The sequence below is a fragment of the Tolypothrix campylonemoides VB511288_2 genome, assembly GCF_045999855.1.
Taxonomy (GTDB): domain Bacteria; phylum Cyanobacteriota; class Cyanobacteriia; order Cyanobacteriales; family Nostocaceae; genus Scytonema; species Scytonema bouteillei_A.
In genome coordinates this window covers 96,294-114,906 of sequence record NZ_JBFPMW010000010.1, presented here as the reverse complement: position 1 = coordinate 114,906, position 18,613 = coordinate 96,294, and the positions used below count along the sequence as shown (strand labels likewise).

The window sequence follows — 18,613 nt, the reverse complement described above, 5'->3', positions numbered from 1 at the left end:
ATCTCTAGAGACTACAGAACCGTCAACTTGAAACGTAGCGATTCCCGGCAACGGGATTGAAACAATCAGATGGAGTCGTTGAAAATATTTGTCACTTTACCCAGGGGATGGCAGTAAAGTGGAAGCAGTTGATGGCAGTAAAAAAGCTTGAAATGCTGATGATAAGCTTGAGCCGATTATGACAATCACGGAAGCAGTGGATGGCAGTAAGTATAAGAATGGAAGCAGCAAAATGGCAGTAAGTATGTAATCAAATGACAAACAGCTAAAAGCGTGGCAGAGCAATGGTTTTAAAGTTTTACATCATTGAATATTGAGGCAATTCTAGTTGGGAGCATCCTAAAGACGGAAGCGTTGATGACAGATAAATGAGTAGATAGTGGGCTGTTGTACTAAAATCCCATAGTACAAAAGCTGTAAGAATTATGGAATTCCTAAAAAAAGGTATAAATTAATACTAAAGCAAAAAAGCTGGATAATAGTTGTCGGTAGGACGATAATATTGCCGCGTCTGGAACCATTACCTTGCCACCTATTGGGCTGTAATGCTTATTCTTCCGTTAAGCGATGCCTTCGGCACGCGAAGCGCGATCGCCAAGAAATTTTCCAGAATGGAAAGATAACTTTGCCGAAACCCAAAAATCGCACCATAAGTTCGCCAAAATCTCAACACCTTTTAGTCAAAATAGCGATGTATTTTATACATGAGGACAAACAGTAATTTAGGCAGAACAAGCATTGTAAGCATTAAAAGCATAATGTTGCCAAAGTCAATTGGAGTCAGTGCTCGTGTCAGCTGTAGTATGAGAAAATTGAATCGATTGAGTTTTACCAAAAAACTGTTGGAGCTACCTTGATTGAAGATTCCGAACCAGGTATTTTCCGTGGGCAGCTACATTAAAGAACAATCTGACTCTGAAGTCTGATGATTCTCTGTGAACTGTAATTTAAACTACCATGCATGACGCAAGCCAAACTATTAAAATCACAATCTTTGATACGACTTTACGAGATGGAGAACTTGCTTTAAAACGCAAGCTGACAGTCGAGCAAAAGATTCGTTTGGCAATGATTCTTGACGAAATGGGAGTGGACGCAATTGAGGTTGGCTATCCTGGAGCCTGCCACAAAGACCGTGATGAAATTTTCATGGTGTCTCAACAGGTCAAACATTCTACGATCTGCGGTTTGGCAAGTAGTCAACCAGATGAAATTGCTGCGGTTGCGTCGGCACTCAAACCTGCTGTTCGAGGACGCATTAATGTGTTTACTCCCATCGGTATTCAGTCAAATATAACAGCATCAGAGGTCTTAGAAACGATCCAGAGCAGTGTATCTTTAGCAAGGAACTACTGCCAGGATGTAGAATGGTCAGCCTTTGACGCTACGCGCTGCCATCCCGATCTGCTGTGCAAAGCGGTTGAAACAGCTATTAAAAGCGGTGCAACAACGATCGCAATCCCTGACAGTCTGGGGGTTGCTTCACCGATTGAATTTTCTCATCTCATTGAAACGGTGATGCATAGAGTTCCCAATATTGACTCTTGCACTCTTGCAGTCCACTGCCATGATGACCGCTTCCTTGCAGTTGATAATTCCTTAGCGGCTTTGGATGTAGGGGCTAGGCAAATTGAATGCTCCATTAACGGATTGGGAGTACGTGCTGGCAATGCTGACTTGGCAAAGGTTGTGGAGGCGATCTCCAACCATTCCACCTACTACACTTCTATCGATTGCTCATGGCTTAAAGTAGCATCTGAGATGGTGAGTCAATTTACGGCAGGTTCGCTATAGTTCGGGTGGTATGCGGGGCATACTCTCAGACAGCTTCAATGACTATCCCTCTTCTGTCACTCTGGGAAAAGAAAAATAAAAGCCAAATTTTTAACTCTAGACAGGGTGAATATTTGAGCGTTTATTTTCGTTCCAAAATGGCTGAAATCAAGATTTTTGGTACACAGTCTTACGCTGTAAGCATTCTAGATTATTCTCTTGCGAAAGTGATAAAAGAGGGCTATACCGCCAAACCGGGCTTCGTCTGCCCTACTGAAAAATTTGAGGCATGGGTTTGGCAGATCCTGCGGCTTCAGCAGTAACAACTATATCTAGAAAAGGCAAAATACCGCAACGTTTGAGTACTTCAAGCTGCTGTGCTTCCTGACCATTTATTAGTACCCCAATTTTGTATTGTTTTAATCGTAAAAAACACTCGATTTATAGTAGTGACGGTCAATAATATCGCCCTTAAAAACGTGTTTTAACCAACGAGGTTTAACAAAACTAGTGTCCGCAAATTCCGGCACCTTTCGACCACTTGATATATTTAATGACATCCAAAACTTTCAGAACTAGTAAACTGGCTCCAATAGCTTTAAATTCAAATGTCTCCAACAACTTTTATGTATACTGTCGCAACTGTGAATAACGGTTATCAATCAATCAATTCAAGATAATCAAAATCTTCTCCACATCCTGTGAAAAGTCAGATCGCTTTATTGCTGTCTTCTCCCTATCTTACGTTTTTTTAGGTCGTTCTACTTACCGAGAAATGAAATTACGCATTTTAATATATTTCCCAGTTTGATGCAAAAAATAACCCTTTTGAAAAAAATTTTTCTTATTTATAAATATATACATTTTCTCAATTAAATATATCGACTTTTACCAATGGTTTCTGTAGACAAAGCAAAAATAATAAGCCAAACTGTAAGTATAAAAAAGTGAGAATTAAAACACATAATTATGGCAACATACCAGGGTGAAATCCTCCTCGATAATCCCATTGCTTACTGGCGCTTAGGTGAAATTACTGAAACTATTGCAGATAATTTAGGAAGTTTGGGTAGTGCTGTCGATGGAACTTATTCGGGTAGTCCTTTATTTGGAATCTCAGGATTGATTGGTGATAGCAATACCGCAGTTAAGTTTGATGGTGTAGATGATGGTGTTTTAATTCCCGATAATAGCAGTATCAATACAGGCGCTTCATATTCGCAAAAAACTATCGAATTGACTTTTAGTGCAGATACTGTAACTGGAACACGTATTATTTATGAACAAGGAGACACTACCAACGGACTGAATATTTACTTAAAAGATAATCAACTGAAACTGGGCGCTTGGGCAAGTAATTCTGGGCAATGGCTGAGCTACGAGATTAGTGCAGATAAAACCTATCATGTAGTCTTGGTATTTAATGCCGGACAACTGACAGGCTATGTGAATGGAAAATCGATTGGTACTGTTTCAACTACTTTTACTTCTATTCCTACCCATACTGGAGATATTGGGATTGCTCGGCTTAGTGATGATACTCGCTTCTCTAATACTGTCAGTACTACAGAGGATAGCGGTTACTATTTTGACGGTATTATCGACGAAGTAGTACTTTACAACACGGCACTTTCAGCATCGAGAATTCAAACTCATTATGAAGCTGCAGCTATCCCCTTAAGCTTAACTGGTAGTGGCGATAATGACTATCTTGTTGGCGGAACGGGGAATGATACGATTGTCGGTGATGGCGATTCTGATGATAACGTTCTCAATTTGGATGGGGTCAATGATTATGTGAATCTCAATGCTGGTTTAATCAATTTAGCAACAGGGGATTTTACCCTAGAAGCTTGGATTAAAACTACGGGAACAACCGAGGCTATTCTGGTCAAAAATGATGGCGATACGAGTTGGGAAAAAGGTGAAAAAGCTTTTTATATTAACTCTATAGGTAAAGTTGAATTTGTCGGTTACGGCAATAGTTACATTAAGGGTGGTACAGCGGTTAATGATGGTCAATGGCACCATGTAGCAGTTGTTTGGGATTATAGTAGCGGTACTACCGGCACGGGGAGAATTTATGTAGATGGTGTGAATGTTACCACCAGTAGCACTTACGCTGCCAACAATGTTGACAATAGTGGCGAGACCTTAAAAATTGCTCTTCCTAATTACGGTGAAGCAACCAATTACTTCTCCGGACAGATGGATGAAATCCGAGTTTGGAATGTAGCTCGCACCGAAACAGAAATTAAGACCAACTACAATCGCACTTTGAATGGAACACAAACAGGGTTAGTTGGTTACTGGAACTTTAATAAAGATACGAATAGCAGCACTGCGATCGCAAATTCAACCGCAAATGGCAATAACGGTACCCTGGTGAATGGAGGGGGAAGTAATATTGTTTTTCAAAGTAATGCTGGTCATGACACAATAGTCGGGGGTGCGGGAAATGACTATCTCAAAGGTGGAAGTGGCAATGATGTTCTCGTTGGCGATAGTAATGACAATACTCTGAATTTAGATGGCGTCAACGATTATGTCCAAATTGCCAATGAGTCTTACTTTGATAGCATAACTAGTGCGATTACAATTGAGACTTGGATTAAGGTCGATAGTTTTACAAAAAATTGGCAAGCTATTGTTACCAAAGGAGATAATAGTTGGCGCTTACATCGTAACGACACTGAGAATACCCTGAATTTTTATATTGAAGGTGTTGGTGGTGTTAACAGCACTACTACTGTGAATGATGGTCAGTGGCACCACGTTGCGGCAGTTTATGATGGCAGTAAATTACAAATCTATATCGATGGGGTTCTCAACGGTCAAACCACTGCTAGCGGTGCTATCCCTACCAACAATTACAATATTCTGATTGGTGAGAACGAGCAGCAATCAGGTAGATATTTTTACGGACAAATTGATGATGTTCGGATTTGGAATGTTGCTCGTAGCGCCACAGAAATTAGTAATAATCTGAATGCAACCTTAACTGGTAAGGAAACTGGTTTAGTCGGTTACTGGAACTTTAATGAAAATAGTATTAGTGGCAATACCATCACCGATTTAACAGGAAATGGCAATAATGGTACCCTCTTTAACGGACAGGGAAATAATTTTATTGCTAAAACTAGCGGTGGTAACGATACCTTAGAAGGGGGTGCAGGTAATGATACTCTCACTGGTAATGCTGGTGCAGATACTTTTGTATTTAATTCTTTATCTGAAGGTATCGATACTATTACCGATTTCGATGGCACCGAAGGAGATTTAATTGAAGTTAGTCGTGATGGTTTTGGTATTATTGGGGCTAAGGTTAATAACTTCACTTATAACTCAACCACCGGAACATTATCTTTTAATGGAACTCAGTTTGCGACCCTGAAAAATCCTGTTAGTTTTAATTTCACCAACAGTATCTACATCAAAGAAGCTGCAGCTATCCCCTTAAGCTTAACTGGTAGTGGCGATAATGACTATCTTGTTGGCGGAACGGGGAATGATACGATTGTCGGTGATGGCGATTCTGATGATAACGTTCTCAATTTGGATGGGGTCAATGATTATGTGAATCTCAATGCTGGTTTAATCAATTTAGCAACAGGGGATTTTACCCTAGAAGCTTGGATTAAAACTACGGGAACAACCGAGGCTATTCTGGTCAAAAATGATGGCGATACGAGTTGGGAAAAAGGTGAAAAAGCTTTTTATATTAACTCTATAGGTAAAGTTGAATTTGTCGGTTACGGCAATAGTTACATTAAGGGTGGTACAGCGGTTAATGATGGTCAATGGCACCATGTAGCAGTTGTTTGGGATTATAGTAGCGGTACTACCGGCACGGGGAGAATTTATGTAGATGGTGTGAATGTTACCACCAGTAGCACTTACGCTGCCAACAATGTTGACAATAGTGGCGAGACCTTAAAAATTGCTCTTCCTAATTACGGTGAAGCAACCAATTACTTCTCCGGACAGATGGATGAAATCCGAGTTTGGAATGTAGCTCGCACCGAAACAGAAATTAAGACCAACTACAATCGCACTTTGAATGGAACACAAACAGGGTTAGTTGGTTACTGGAACTTTAATAAAGATACGAATAGCAGCACTGCGATCGCAAATTCAACCGCAAATGGCAATAACGGTACCCTGGTGAATGGAGGGGGAAGTAATATTGTTTTTCAAAGTAATGCTGGTCATGACACAATAGTCGGGGGTGCGGGAAATGACTATCTCAAAGGTGGAAGTGGCAATGATGTTCTCGTTGGCGATAGTAATGACAATACTCTGAATTTAGATGGCGTCAACGATTATGTCCAAATTGCCAATGAGTCTTACTTTGATAGCATAACTAGTGCGATTACAATTGAGACTTGGATTAAGGTCGATAGTTTTACAAAAAATTGGCAAGCTATTGTTACCAAAGGAGATAATAGTTGGCGCTTACATCGTAACGACACTGAGAATACCCTGAATTTTTATATTGAAGGTGTTGGTGGTGTTAACAGCACTACTACTGTGAATGATGGTCAGTGGCACCACGTTGCGGCAGTTTATGATGGCAGTAAATTACAAATCTATATCGATGGGGTTCTCAACGGTCAAACCACTGCTAGCGGTGCTATCCCTACCAACAATTACAATATTCTGATTGGTGAGAACGAGCAGCAATCAGGTAGATATTTTTACGGACAAATTGATGATGTTCGGATTTGGAATGTTGCTCGTAGCGCCACAGAAATTAGTAATAATCTGAATGCAACCTTAACTGGTAAGGAAACTGGTTTAGTCGGTTACTGGAACTTTAATGAAAATAGTATTAGTGGCAATACCATCACCGATTTAACAGGAAATGGCAATAATGGTACCCTCTTTAACGGACAGGGAAATAATTTTATTGCTAAAACTAGCGGTGGTAACGATACCTTAGAAGGGGGTGCAGGTAATGATACTCTCACTGGTAATGCTGGTGCAGATACTTTTGTATTTAATTCTTTATCTGAAGGTATCGATACTATTACCGATTTCGATGGCACCGAAGGAGATTTAATCGCAGTTAGCCGTGATGGTTTTGGTATTAGTGGGGCTAAGGTTAATAACTTCACTTATAACTCAACCACCGGAGCATTATCTTTTGATGGAACTCAGTTTGCGACCCTGAAAAATCCTAGTAGTTTTAATCTCAGTAACAGTATCTACATCAAAGATGAATATCGCAAAGAAGTAGAATCTGATAATCCCATTGCTTACTGGCGCTTAGGTGACAGTACTGGAACTGTTGCAGATAATTTAGGGAGTTTAGGTAGTGCAGTAGATGGTACTTACTCCAATAGTCCTACTTTGGGAGCGTCAAGTTTAGTTTGGTCAGGTTATCGTAATACTGCAGCCGATTTTGATGGTATTAACGACGGTGTTCTCATTCCCGATAATACTAGTGTTAATGCTGGTAATTCCTACAGCCAGAAAACTATCGAACTGTGGTTTAAGGCTGATAAATTAACTGGTACACAAGTTCTCTACGAGCAAGGAGGACAAACCAACGGTTTAAATATCTTCCTTGAAGGTACGCAACTAAAAATGGGTGCTTGGGTCAATCAAGCTGGTAATTGGCTGAGTCAAGCAGTTAGCATCGGTAACATCTATCATGTCGTCTTGGTTTTTGATGCTGGAAAACTGACAGGTTATGTCAACGGAGAAGCAATTGGGACGGCTACAACCAGCTTTACAGCTATTCCCAGCCATACTACGGATGTGGCGATCGCACAAATGTCTGGCGAGACTCGCTTCTCAAATACTAGTAGTTATACTGGTAATGGATACTACTTTGATGGCATTATTGATGAAGTCGCCCTTTATAATACTGCATTGTCTGGGACACAAGTTCAGGAGCATTATGATGCAGCTGCTGCTCCCCAAACCTTAACTGGTAGCACTGGTAATGATACTCTTGTTAGTGGTACGGGGGATGACACAATTAGCGGTGGTGCTGGTAATGACATTATTGCTGGTAACGGCGGTCAAAACAGCCTTACTGGTGGCGCAGGGTCAGATGATTTTATCTTTACCGAAGTTTCCCATTTTGTTGATACAATTCAGGATTTCACTCCTACCAAATATCCTTACACTCAATTTAATGTCAGTTCCATCTTTAACGCAGATGTGATTCACAACTCTGGTGATTCTACCCAGGATGCAACTGTCATGGATAGCAATGCTTATGTACTGGTGACAGACAACTTTGCTAAGAGTTTATCTAGTAGCGGTAATGGTTTACCTGATGATGGTTATTTTGGCGCTCAAGGATATCGCCCAGAAGTCAAGCTTAGCTACCATAACAACAATAATGGCTTAAATGCTCGTGTTGTTACGAACAATGGAGAATATTTCTCTTTCACGACTGAATCCAAGCAGTATGCCGAAGTTCATTTATTCGCATCAGCCACACATGGTAGCTCTACGATGAATGTAACCCTCACTTATAGTGATGGTACAACTACTACCCAAACGGCTTTAAGTATCCCCGATTGGTTCTATGAAATTACCGAAACTAGCGATCGCTATTATCTCGTCGATGGCATGGATCGCTATAAAGAAGACACGGGTGTACTATACGATGCCAACAATCCAGCAATTTTCGGTTTCCGTATTGCTGCCGATCCGACCAAAACCCTCTGCAGCGTGACTGTGACAAAAAGTAGCTCCACCGGACGGTTAGTGTTTTTAGGGGCTACTGGAGTTGCTCAAGCCCAGACAGAACGCGATCGCATTATTATCGCCTCCAGCTTTGGCGCAACTTCCCTCGAACAATTTAGCTTTGATGCAGCAACCGGAGGACTTTTATTTGCAGGGACTAAGTTTGCTACCTTAGCTGGAGTTTCCAGTCTGGACTTAGCTAGCAATATTGTCATTCAACAGAGCTTCAAAATTGCCGAAAATAGCGCTAATGGTACCAGCATCGGTTCAGTTGCGATTAACAATCCAGCAGCAACTACTCCCTATAAAATCATTTCTGGAAACGATCAAGGTATTTTTGCTCTCAATGCCTCCACTGGTGAAATTACAGTTGCCAACTCCGCTCAATTAAACTATGAAACAATTGCTGATAGCTATCAAATAGAAGTCAAAGTTGCAGATACCAATGGTCGAACCTCTACTAAGTTGGTGACAATAAAAGTTACAGATGTCAACGAAGCACCAATCATCAATAATTACAGCTTCTCAATCCCAGAAGGTTCTGCCGAAGATACCGTTATCGGGACAGTCACTGCAACTGATCCCGATGCCGGAGATAGTAAGTACTATCAAATTACTGCTGGTAATGAAAGTAACATTTTTAACGTCGGCTCTTTAACAGGTCAAATCACCATTGGTGCTAACTCCAGTAAATTAGACTATGAAACTGCTACGAGCTATACATTGACTGTCAGAGTAACTGATTCAGCAGGTAAAACAGATGACGCAACAGTAACGATTAATGTTACCGATGTCAATGAAGCACCTGTTCTGGACAACCAGAGTTTTTACATTCATCAATTTGGAACTCAAAGCGATAAAGGAGATGCGATCGGCAAAGTTGTTGCCAGTGATGATAATGGTGATACCCTCACTTACAGTATTGTTAATGGTAACAGTAATAATTTCTTTGCTATTAACTCAGCCACCGGTCAACTGAGCATCAATCCTAACTTGACTGCCACTGAGCGTAAAAATCTGATTAAAAGTACTGCCAGAAGCTTTGAACTGACAGTTGCAGCCAGTGACGGGGAACTCAGTGATACGGCAACAATTACCTTGGAAAAAAGCATTTTCAAGGATGTGTTTAGTCGAAATGGTCAAAGCAATGCCTTTAGTGAGTTTAATGATAAAACTCTCTCTACAGCTTCTCATGCTGCGCCAAGTTTAGCCGATCTCGATCGAGATGGAGATTTAGATGCTTTTGTTGGTAAAAATGCACAGATGTCTAATACAAATATTAGGGGGTTTCAATATTACGAAAATATTGATGGTATCTTAGCAAGTAGTGCTAGCCCAAATAATCCTGCTTATGCTCAATCTCTAAGTACAGTTGGCTTTAACCCCAAAGCTGCTTTTGCCGATGTTGATAATGATGGGGATTTAGATGTTGTCATTGGTGATGATGAGGGTACAATCAGCTACTTGCAAAACAATAACGGCAATTATAGTGAAAAATCTGGTAGCGATAATCCTTTCAGTGGGATTGATGTTGGAAGCTATGCTAGCCCAGCCTTTGCCGATATTGACACCGATGGCGATTTAGATGCTTTCATTGGCAAAGATGTTGGTGGGATATTCTATTATCAAAACAACAATGGCACATTTAGTTTCAATGATGGTGGTATTAATGGCTATAATGCTGTTGCTTCAAATGCTTCTCCCACCTTTGCCGATATTAACAACGATGGTTATTTAGATTTAATCGTTGGTAGTGGTGATGGTACAATTTCATATTTCCAAAATGATGGTGATGGAACTTTCACCCAACAAACAGGCAGTAATAACCCCTTCAACGGTATTGATGTCGGCACGAATGCAGCCCCAACTATCGGAGATTTAGATAGTGACGGCTATCTAGATTTAGCAATTGGGGCTGCTAATGGGGATGTTTACTACTATCGAGGAACTTCTCGTATATATGAAGTAACTTTCTCTTCAACTAATCAAAGTACCTGGGGTAGTGGAAGTTCAATTAAAACAGCGTTTAATTGGGAACCCTTCGACCCGATTAAGTGGAACTACACTTTCAACAAAGACTTTGGTTTTATCGACTTTGGTGGTGGTACTGCTGGGGACTTTCATTTCCGCACTGGCTATGAAATTGATTCAGGTACAATTAATAGTACCTTGCCCTTTGACATCATGGTCAACGCTCCTAAAAAAGTGGCAATTGGCGATAAGGTCACTATCTCTACTGGCTACAGTCTCTCGGATAGTGCATCATTTTCAACCACAACTCCTTATGTCAGTGCTTACCTCGACCTTGGTTTGATGTTCTATTTGGGTGCCTATGCCAGCATTGATTACAAAGTTGGTAAATACACTTATGACATTGCTGACCAATTGGGGACAAACATCGATTATTCAATTGATTTTGAGTTTGATACTCGAGATGGGGAATATTCTAAAACTTTCTTCGATTTTGCTGACTTTACTCTTAGCTCTCCAGATATTGCTGTAAGTGGTACAGTCGCAGATGATAATACTCTTTCTGGTAGTGCTGAGGATGTTTTCTTATCAACCGAGATATCCCTTGATGACTTGATTGTCGAAAAATTCTTGAAACAATCCAGCAATGTTTATATGCAAGCGCTGGGCAATGCTTGGCAAAATGATTTTAATATTGGTGTGGCAGGAGTTGAATGGGATTTATTGGATTTAGATTTGATTGGCGATATTTCTCTCAAAACCAGCTATGCGTTAGACTTTGACTCTTTAAATGGACAGGTGATTTTAGAAAATGGAACTACCAAATCCTTCACAGCGGGAGATGATGTCTCTATTGACTTGCTGACTGGTATGGACACCAATCATAATAGCAAGTTAGATTACGCTCTCAAGTTTGACCTGGTTAATCCAAAATTAACTACTAAAGTTGACCTCGTCTTCGATCTTGACTTTGATATTGCTGCTCTTCAAGGTTCAGCTTGGTACGATGTCTGGTTATCCAAAGGTAGTAAAGATTTTGGACCTGTATACGATCGGTCCTTCGACATTGCCAAAGGAAGTATCAATATTTATAACCAAACCTTCGCTTTAGGTGGTTTCAGCAGTACTTACATCAACGATTTAGCCATTACTATTGTTTAATAGTTGATGTAAAAAATTTGCTTGCAATCAGATGAGACGCGTAGCCTGCGGTCAACAGGCTCTGCGTCTCTTATTCCCAAACATTGAAATTACATTGCCATGACATTGCCCAATCAGCCAAATATCTCAAAATTTCATTCTTCATCGAATTCTTTATCTTCTGATTTTGAATCTAATCTTAAAATCAAATATCAATGGGTTTATAATTTAACTGTTGACAATATAGTTGAATTTGAACCGTTAAGTTTTCCCAGTATAAAAAAACGCTGGCAAAGTACAAGAGTAAGGGGTCATTTAGCTGGTGTAGCTGCTTTTCTTAATGCAAAAATGGTGGGATTAATCATCGTTGAATTATTACCTAATGCAGTCGAAATTATTTCTTTTTTTGTTATTCCTGAATGTCGCTATCAAGGAATTGGCAATCAACTATTAAAACACGTAGAACAAGCCTTAATTAAACTAAAAGCCCCTCAAATTCAAGTTAAATACCGCGTCACAGAGTTAACAACATCAGCATTAGAATCCATTTTAAAAAAACAAGAATGGCAACCCCCTCAAACAGACTTTATCTTATTTAAATCTAATCGCGATAATATTCTGCAAGCACCTTGGCTGAATCAATATTCACTACCAGATAAATTTACTATTTTTCCTTGGGTAGAACTCACAGAAGCAGATAAAGCAAGTATTATTAAACGTCAAGCTTATCCCGAACTCTTGAGTCCCTTTAGTCCAGATATCCGCCTTGAACCTCTCAATAGTTTAGGTTTACGCTATCAAGGAGAAGTCGTAGGTTGGGTGATTAATCATCGCATTGACTCGGATACTGTGCGTTATTCGATTATGTTTGTGGAAGAAAGATTTCAGAAAATGGGGAGAGCCATCTCTTTATTAATTGAGTCCATTAACATCCAAGTCAATAGTAATATTTTTTATGGAACTTTAGCTGTATCTAGCAGCAATCAACCCATGCTGAAATGGTGCGATCGCTATCTCAAACCTTATACAATTTTGACTTCGGAATCGCGGTATAGCTACAAATTATTGAATTATCGCTTCTCATAACTTCCTTTGTTGTCACCAATTTATTGGAATCCGGTCCAAAACCAGCCCACTCTAGGGCGTTGACGTTGAGCATACCCAACGTTGCCGGACAATTCAAAATGATTAAGTTACGCGATAGAGGATATTTTTTTAAGCGATCGCCCAACACGTACTCGCTCCGCTTCCTCATCACCAAGTCATTTGCCATATCAGCCAGTAATGGATGCCCCTGGCACACTTCTATCTTTGACTCCTCCCAAGCCGGAACCAAAGACCACTCTCCAGAAAAATTGCCCATAATGGGTACACACAGTCCCCGGATTTATCTGGAACAGAAAATAAAATAATTGTTATGCCTGTTGAAGTGCATTCAACAATTATTCCAGTCCCATGGGGTCAAGAATTGGAAATGTGTCGTCCCTTGGCACGAGACAAACACCAAAAGTCCTTCTTAGAGAATATTTTTATACTTCTTAAATTGTTCCTCTAGTAAGCTCATCCATGTCAGTCGTCAGTCTGCTTTATTGATAGAATGCGGTTTTCGGCGGAAGTTTGATGCGATTTTGATGCGGCTAATTAGCAATTTCTTTAAATAGCATCCAGTGAAAATGCGCTTTCAGAAATTTGGTAATGCGACGTAAAATTTTTGCATCAATCTTCGAACCATAGAATCATGCCAAAATCAAAATCCTTAAGAGAAAAAGTTTTTGAGGCTTGCCATACTATGTCTCAAGAAAATAAAAAAATTACACGAGATGCCGTGCGAGAAATAACAGGGGGACGTAATACGGATGTGATGCGATACCTCAATGAATGGCGAGCAGAGCAAGCGAAGCAGGAAAAATCTGCCATAGTAGTTGCAACAAGTACCAAGATTGCTCAACAATCTGAGGAATCAGTTGCAACAATTGAAAATTCTGCATCCTCCGCATCCCCATCTGCACCCGGAGTTTACACAACCGCACCTCAAGACGACCTAGCTTTAGTTGGAAGACGTAGTGCGGAGCGTGCGGCGGCAATGCTGTTAGGTGAAAATGTCTTGACCGACTTCTTCCTTGAAAACCCAGATAAACTGCCTGAAGATTTGCGTCTACAGGTCGAAGCCGTGCAAGCTAAATTCAATCAAAAGTCTAAGCAAAGGCAGGAAGCTTACGACCCGGAGACCTTCACCCGGATGGCGATCGCGCAATTCCAGTAGCTATCCCTATCCGGGTAAACCAGACAACAGATTTTAGATCGCCAATTACCAACCAAGTTCTAAGCAGCTTGCAGCAAGGGAAATCAATCTGCGTTATTGGCGAATCAGGAGCAGGTAAAACATACCTGGCAAAACTGATACAAGAACAGCTTGATTGTGCTTACGGTGTCTATCGCGGTGATAACACAAAATGTCTGCAAATGATTGCTGAAAATCTAGGTCTTGAGACTCACAAGATTGATGAAGAAACGGGGGAACAGAAAAGGGCACTGACCGCAAAACAACTTAAAGATGCGATCGCGGCCAATCTAGGCGACACCATTTTGATTGCTGATAATGCACACAAATGGACAGCTAGCCTTAAGGGATGGCTTGAGGAGCTTTGGGAAGAGGGCCATACTCTATTGCTTTTAGGTAACAGAAGAGATTTAGAAGGCGTGCTTTTTAAAATTCCTTACCTACCTCTACCACCTCTCAATGAGCAGCAGACAAGAAGCATTATTTGGACTGAAGCTGCAAAGCTGGGAGTTACGATTACGCCACTTAAAGCAGCAGAGTTAGCGAGCAAAGCTGGTGGTAATCCTTTGTTGGCTCAAAGATTAGTGCTCGAGCTGCAACAGGGTGTTGATTCGCCACATGATGGAAGTAACTACCGAGACATCACACCATTCTTACTAGCTACCACTGGTCTAGTAGGGGCTGTGAGATTTATCGGATTAGCTACTGGTGATATATTCTTGCGTGTTGTTGGGGGATTAGCGATTACCTTGTTTTTCTCGTTCCGTAGTTTAGCGTTACTCTTTCCTAAAGGAAATAGAAGGAAATGAATGAAGCATATTTAAGTTTTTTGCTGGTATTGCGCTGTATTTTTTGGTAAAGCTCCTATTTGTTGAAGAAGAAAGCGATTTATGATGGCAATCACGCACTGTGCGATTAGTTTGGCTGGAGTCACTTGCATCACTGGTAGTGCTGACCCTCGCGTGTTGCTTTTAGCGGGAATTGGTTCTCAAATTCCCGACCTAGATACAACTAAAAGCTGGGTTGGATTGGCGTTTTTCCCATTGGCTAGATTTATTGAAGAACGTTATCCTCACAGATCAGTGACCCATTCGATCTGTCTCAGTCTTGCGCTTGCACTCATTACCCTGCCTCTTCTGTTCCTCTACGGTTGGCAGTTGTGGGTTGCGATGCCTCTCGGTCACTTGCTCAGTTGTTTCTCAGACTGTTTTACTCGCTTGGGATGTCAGTTTTTCTGGCCCATTAATAAAGATATTTGGGTGGGAGGACTCAATCCGAGAAATAGGCTTCAAACTGGAAAACCAGGCGAGTATGCCGTTCTCGTGTGTTCGGTCTGTATTTTCTGCATAGCTTTTTACGTGGTAACAGGTGGAGGGGGGATTGGCAGATGGGCTACACAACTATTATTTCCAACTCCCCAAACAGCTGTAGAACTGCTCAGACAAGAGAACCAGAAAGCAATTTTAATTCGAGTTCAGGGGAATCGTAAAGTTGATGGTTCTCTTGTAAACGAACAGTTTTGGGCGATCGCTGCTAATGGCAATGTATTGACCGTAAAATCTACAACTGGCGAAATCTTTCAAGTTGGTGAAACAGGCGAAGTTGTTCCTAAGCGAATTGATGTTCTGTCTGATAAATTATCAATCAAAATTAAGAGACAACGAATTGAAGAGGTTGAAGCACAAGAGTGGATAGATTCTCTTTCATCTGATTCTCTTATTGTAGGAACACTCCAAATTGAGGATTATCAAGATATAGAGTTACCAATTCCTAAACCTGGAATGATGGCAACAGTAACTAGAACGGGTGATGATATCACCTTATACCATGCCTCACGTAAAGACCTGCAACCTCTTGAAGAATTCTTTATTTTTTCAGGAGAGGTTTTAATCAAGCAATTATGACTATGACTGAGAAGTTTTGGGCGATATTCGCAACTTTAACAGCAACGGTGTGTGGGATAGCAATATACTCACCAACTTTGACAATTAAAGTACAAACGCCAGTTGCACAAGCACAAACACAAACTACCCCAGAACCGAAAGAGGATATTCCGGTTGAAGTGTTTAAAGGCAAGTCGGGTGCAAAGTCTAAGTCAAGAAGTTTACGGCTGTCTATAACACTTGACAATCCATCGTATTTATTAATCAGGGAAGGCGACGAAATCAAGGAGGGACAAACAATTTCGGATAATAAGCTTGAGCGCGATCGCTTACTGAAACAGCGCAAATCGGTTGAGTTGCAAATTAACAATTTAAAAGCTAAGCCTATTTTCAAGCCTAACCCTCCAACAGCACTACAGCAATCCAATCCCATACCACCAGCTAACTACGCGGAGGAGGAGGCGGCTATAGCCCAGGCACAGTTGCGGTTCAATCAGGCGCGATCGCTACTTGAGTCTAGAACCTCTGTTCTGAAAGCTGATAACCCAGAGAGAAGGGCTGAGGTTGAGAAAGCAGAGGTCGTTTTACAAGCTGCTGCTCAAAAAACTGAAGAGCAGCGCCAACTACTGCAATCTATGCAGGATTTGAAATTGCAAAGCGAAATTATCCAGCATGAGAAGGCAAAGCTACGCCAGATTGAGGGAGAGCAGGAGCAGGCTAGATCCGCATTGGAGCTGGCTAGGGGAAAACTTAATGCTTCCGCGATTGAACAACAGCAGCAATTGCAACAACTACAGTTAGCTGTGCAATTGGCACAGTCAGAATTGGAGGGGAGCAAATCTCGGTTGCAAGCTGCTATCAATAGGAGGCAACATATAGAGTATGCTGCTTCGATTGACAAAGTAGAGCGATCGCACAAAGAACAACAGCTACAACAAGAATACAGTAGGCAGCAGCAGATTTACGAGCAAGCATTACGAGAGCGCGAGTATCAACTAGCGCAACTCTCACTATCAAGAGCGAGTGTAGATGAAAAACTCAACCAAATCCCCTTAATACGCTCTCCAAAAAACGGACATATTAGACGCATTAAACCTTGGACTGGCAATAACGGAAAATACACAACCACAATCACAATATCAAGTAGTACAACAAAAAAATAAAACCTCTAATCCTATGGATTGGGTCATCTCCAAGACCCTTATCGGATCGCATTTGCACCAAATGCGTTCGCCAATTTATCGAAAGAGAATGTTTATGAACGAGGCAGAACTATTAGAGGTAATAGAAAAAGCAGCAACAGAAGGCGCAACGGAACTCGTACTCATGTTTGAGGAATTGAGAGTGTTGCCACCTGAAATCGGACTCCTCACCAACTTGAATACTCTAGCCCTCAGTGAGAACCACCTGAGTCAGCTGCCAGCAGAAATAGTCCAACTCACTAACTTGCAAACGCTATACTTCAGATATAACGGACTAAGTACACTACCACCAGAAATAGTCCAACTTACTAACTTGCAATGGCTTGACCTCAGAGGTAATCAACTCAGAGTACTGCCAAGTGAATTCGGTCAACTCACCAACTTGGAAGTGCTATATCTCGATGACAATCACCTAAGTAGGCTGCCAAGTGAATTTGGTCAACTCACTAACTTGCAATCGCTCTGGATTATAGAGAATCAACTGAGGGAATTGCCAAGTGAATTTGGGCAGCTCGCCAACTTGAACACGCTCAACCTTTACATGAATCAAATAAGGAAACTGCCAAGTGAATTCGGTCAACTTACCAACTTGAAATTGCTAGTTCTTGGTGAGAATCAACTAAGGGAACTACCAAGTAAATTCGGTCAACTTACCAACTTGGAATTGCTTGACCTCAGGAATAATGGACTAAGCGAGCTGCCAGCAGAAATTGTCCAACTCACCAACTTGGAATCCCTTGACCTCAGTTATAATCACCTAAGCCAACTGCCAGCAGAAATAGTTCAACTCACCAATTTGCGCTCGCTTGACCTCAAATTTAATCGATTGAGTGAGTTGCCACCGGAAATTCAACAACTGCCAAACTTGGAAAATCTCGATCTGCGTGGCAACCCTGTCCCGATCCCATCTGAGATGTTGGGGCCAAAGGAAATTTGGAGATGTTCGAGGAATGCCAATGAAATTCTTGATTACTATTTCCACACAATCAATAAATAAATGCCGACATTATCAATTCCCTGGTAGTTAAAGCCGAATCACTCAAGATTGTGCAAGTCATATTATAATCGGATCTACAATCCTAATAAAAATATTGAAGAAAAAGATTCAGATTTGCGCTTTATCTACCACTGGATACCGAAGTTGCTGGGACACAGTTTACAGGATATTCTCCAAGGTAAGTACATTGAGCACGGTTTATATCCACCACCCATTCTAGATTGGTCAAAAACTCGCCTCGTCAACGGGAAAATTGTCTCCGATATCCGCAAGCGCGTGCGAGAACGCCTATTGGTATCTGGTGGGGATGAGTTAGAAAGTGCTATTGCTACGAAAACAACCGTTGAAAAATACTTTGAGTCCAAAGATAAACAGTACAAGCAATTTCAGGAAAAAGAGTTTCTTTCTTGAGAATTAAGCATAAGCCCTGTAACGGGCGTTGGTAGAGTGCCTCTCTAATGGCATAGAGAGGAATTTTCAAGACGTGCTGCATGAGCAAAAAACTTAAAGGTTGGTTTACTGAAATTGTTATCCGTCCCTAACTATTAAGACAGGGCAGTTACAGGTGGACATTTATGGTAAAAACCTTACATAGCCTTCTGCCCCTGCCCTCGCTTGCGTGCCTTCTTCAATATACTTAGTCCTCACTGCGCTTAACCAG

The 18,613-nt window shown here is 41.1% G+C and carries 13 protein-coding genes, 1 pseudogene and 1 CRISPR repeat array (1 of these 15 running past the window's edge); of the genes and pseudogenes, 12 read left to right on the top strand and 2 right to left on the bottom strand.

Going from position 1 to position 18,613, the window contains the following annotated elements; translation table 11 throughout:
* Positions 1-63: a CRISPR direct-repeat array (repeat unit 37 nt; unit sequence CTTGAAACGTAGCGATTCCCGGCAACGGGATTGAAAC); it reaches 268 nt to the left of the window's first position.
* Positions 64-567: 504 nt separating this feature from the next.
* From AB0756_RS26555 to AB0756_RS26545, 3 genes are all read left to right on the top strand, one after another.
* A complete protein-coding gene (locus AB0756_RS26555) occupies positions 568-708 on the top strand; it encodes a hypothetical protein (RefSeq protein WP_153021553.1) in 141 nt (46 codons plus the stop codon).
* A gap of 249 nt (positions 709-957) precedes the next feature.
* A complete protein-coding gene (locus AB0756_RS26550; protein WP_038080360.1) occupies positions 958-1,794 on the top strand; it encodes a beta/alpha barrel domain-containing protein in 837 nt (278 codons plus the stop codon).
* Between the two features lie 137 nt (positions 1,795-1,931).
* A complete protein-coding gene (locus tag AB0756_RS26545) occupies positions 1,932-2,096 on the top strand; it encodes a hypothetical protein (RefSeq protein WP_408104022.1) in 165 nt (54 codons plus the stop codon).
* Here AB0756_RS26545 and AB0756_RS26540 read toward each other — a convergent pair.
* Positions 2,044-2,169: a hypothetical protein gene (locus tag AB0756_RS26540; RefSeq protein WP_408019795.1), complete on the bottom strand. Its 126-nt coding sequence runs from the start codon at positions 2,167-2,169 to the stop codon at positions 2,044-2,046. The genes AB0756_RS26545 and AB0756_RS26540 overlap by 53 nt on opposite strands.
* Positions 2,170-2,213: 44 nt before the next feature.
* Positions 2,214-2,461: pseudogene (locus AB0756_RS26535) on the bottom strand (hypothetical protein); the annotation flags it as partial.
* A 281-nt stretch (positions 2,462-2,742) separates the two neighbouring features.
* On the opposite strand from AB0756_RS26535, the gene AB0756_RS26530 reads away from it, so the two are divergent.
* The 9 genes from AB0756_RS26530 to AB0756_RS26490 all read left to right on the top strand — a co-directional run bounded on the left by AB0756_RS26530 (position 2,743) and on the right by AB0756_RS26490 (position 18,363).
* Positions 2,743-11,610, top strand: a complete 8,868-nt coding sequence (locus AB0756_RS26530) for a LamG-like jellyroll fold domain-containing protein (protein WP_408104021.1) — start codon at positions 2,743-2,745, stop codon at positions 11,608-11,610.
* A 99-nt stretch (positions 11,611-11,709) separates the two neighbouring features.
* Positions 11,710-12,675, top strand: coding sequence for a GNAT family N-acetyltransferase (locus tag AB0756_RS26525; protein ID WP_050045244.1), 966 nt, complete (start codon positions 11,710-11,712; stop codon positions 12,673-12,675).
* A 98-nt stretch (positions 12,676-12,773) separates the two neighbouring features.
* Complete coding sequence (locus tag AB0756_RS26520) at positions 12,774-13,001, top strand: hypothetical protein (RefSeq protein ID WP_153021552.1); 228 nt, start codon at positions 12,774-12,776, stop codon at positions 12,999-13,001.
* A gap of 326 nt (positions 13,002-13,327) precedes the next feature.
* A complete protein-coding gene (locus tag AB0756_RS26515) occupies positions 13,328-13,852 on the top strand; it encodes a DNA-binding protein (protein ID WP_082051602.1) in 525 nt (174 codons plus the stop codon).
* 68 nt (positions 13,853-13,920) lie between these two features.
* Positions 13,921-14,679, top strand: a complete 759-nt coding sequence (locus AB0756_RS26510) for an ATP-binding protein (protein WP_038080354.1) — start codon at positions 13,921-13,923, stop codon at positions 14,677-14,679.
* Between the two features lie 81 nt (positions 14,680-14,760).
* Positions 14,761-15,774, top strand: coding sequence for a metal-dependent hydrolase (locus AB0756_RS26505; protein WP_072040705.1), 1,014 nt, complete (start codon positions 14,761-14,763; stop codon positions 15,772-15,774).
* Between the two features lie 2 nt (positions 15,775-15,776).
* Positions 15,777-16,916 (top strand): hypothetical protein, encoded by a 1,140-nt coding sequence (locus AB0756_RS26500; RefSeq protein ID WP_050045242.1) that lies wholly within the window; start codon positions 15,777-15,779, stop codon positions 16,914-16,916.
* Between the two features lie 94 nt (positions 16,917-17,010).
* Complete coding sequence (locus tag AB0756_RS26495) at positions 17,011-17,952, top strand: leucine-rich repeat domain-containing protein (RefSeq protein ID WP_050045241.1); 942 nt, start codon at positions 17,011-17,013, stop codon at positions 17,950-17,952.
* 48 nt (positions 17,953-18,000) lie between these two features.
* On the top strand, positions 18,001-18,363 hold the full coding sequence (locus AB0756_RS26490; protein ID WP_038080353.1) for an FAD-binding domain-containing protein: 363 nt from the start codon (positions 18,001-18,003) through the stop codon (positions 18,361-18,363).
* Positions 18,364-18,613: the final 250 nt, after the last annotated feature.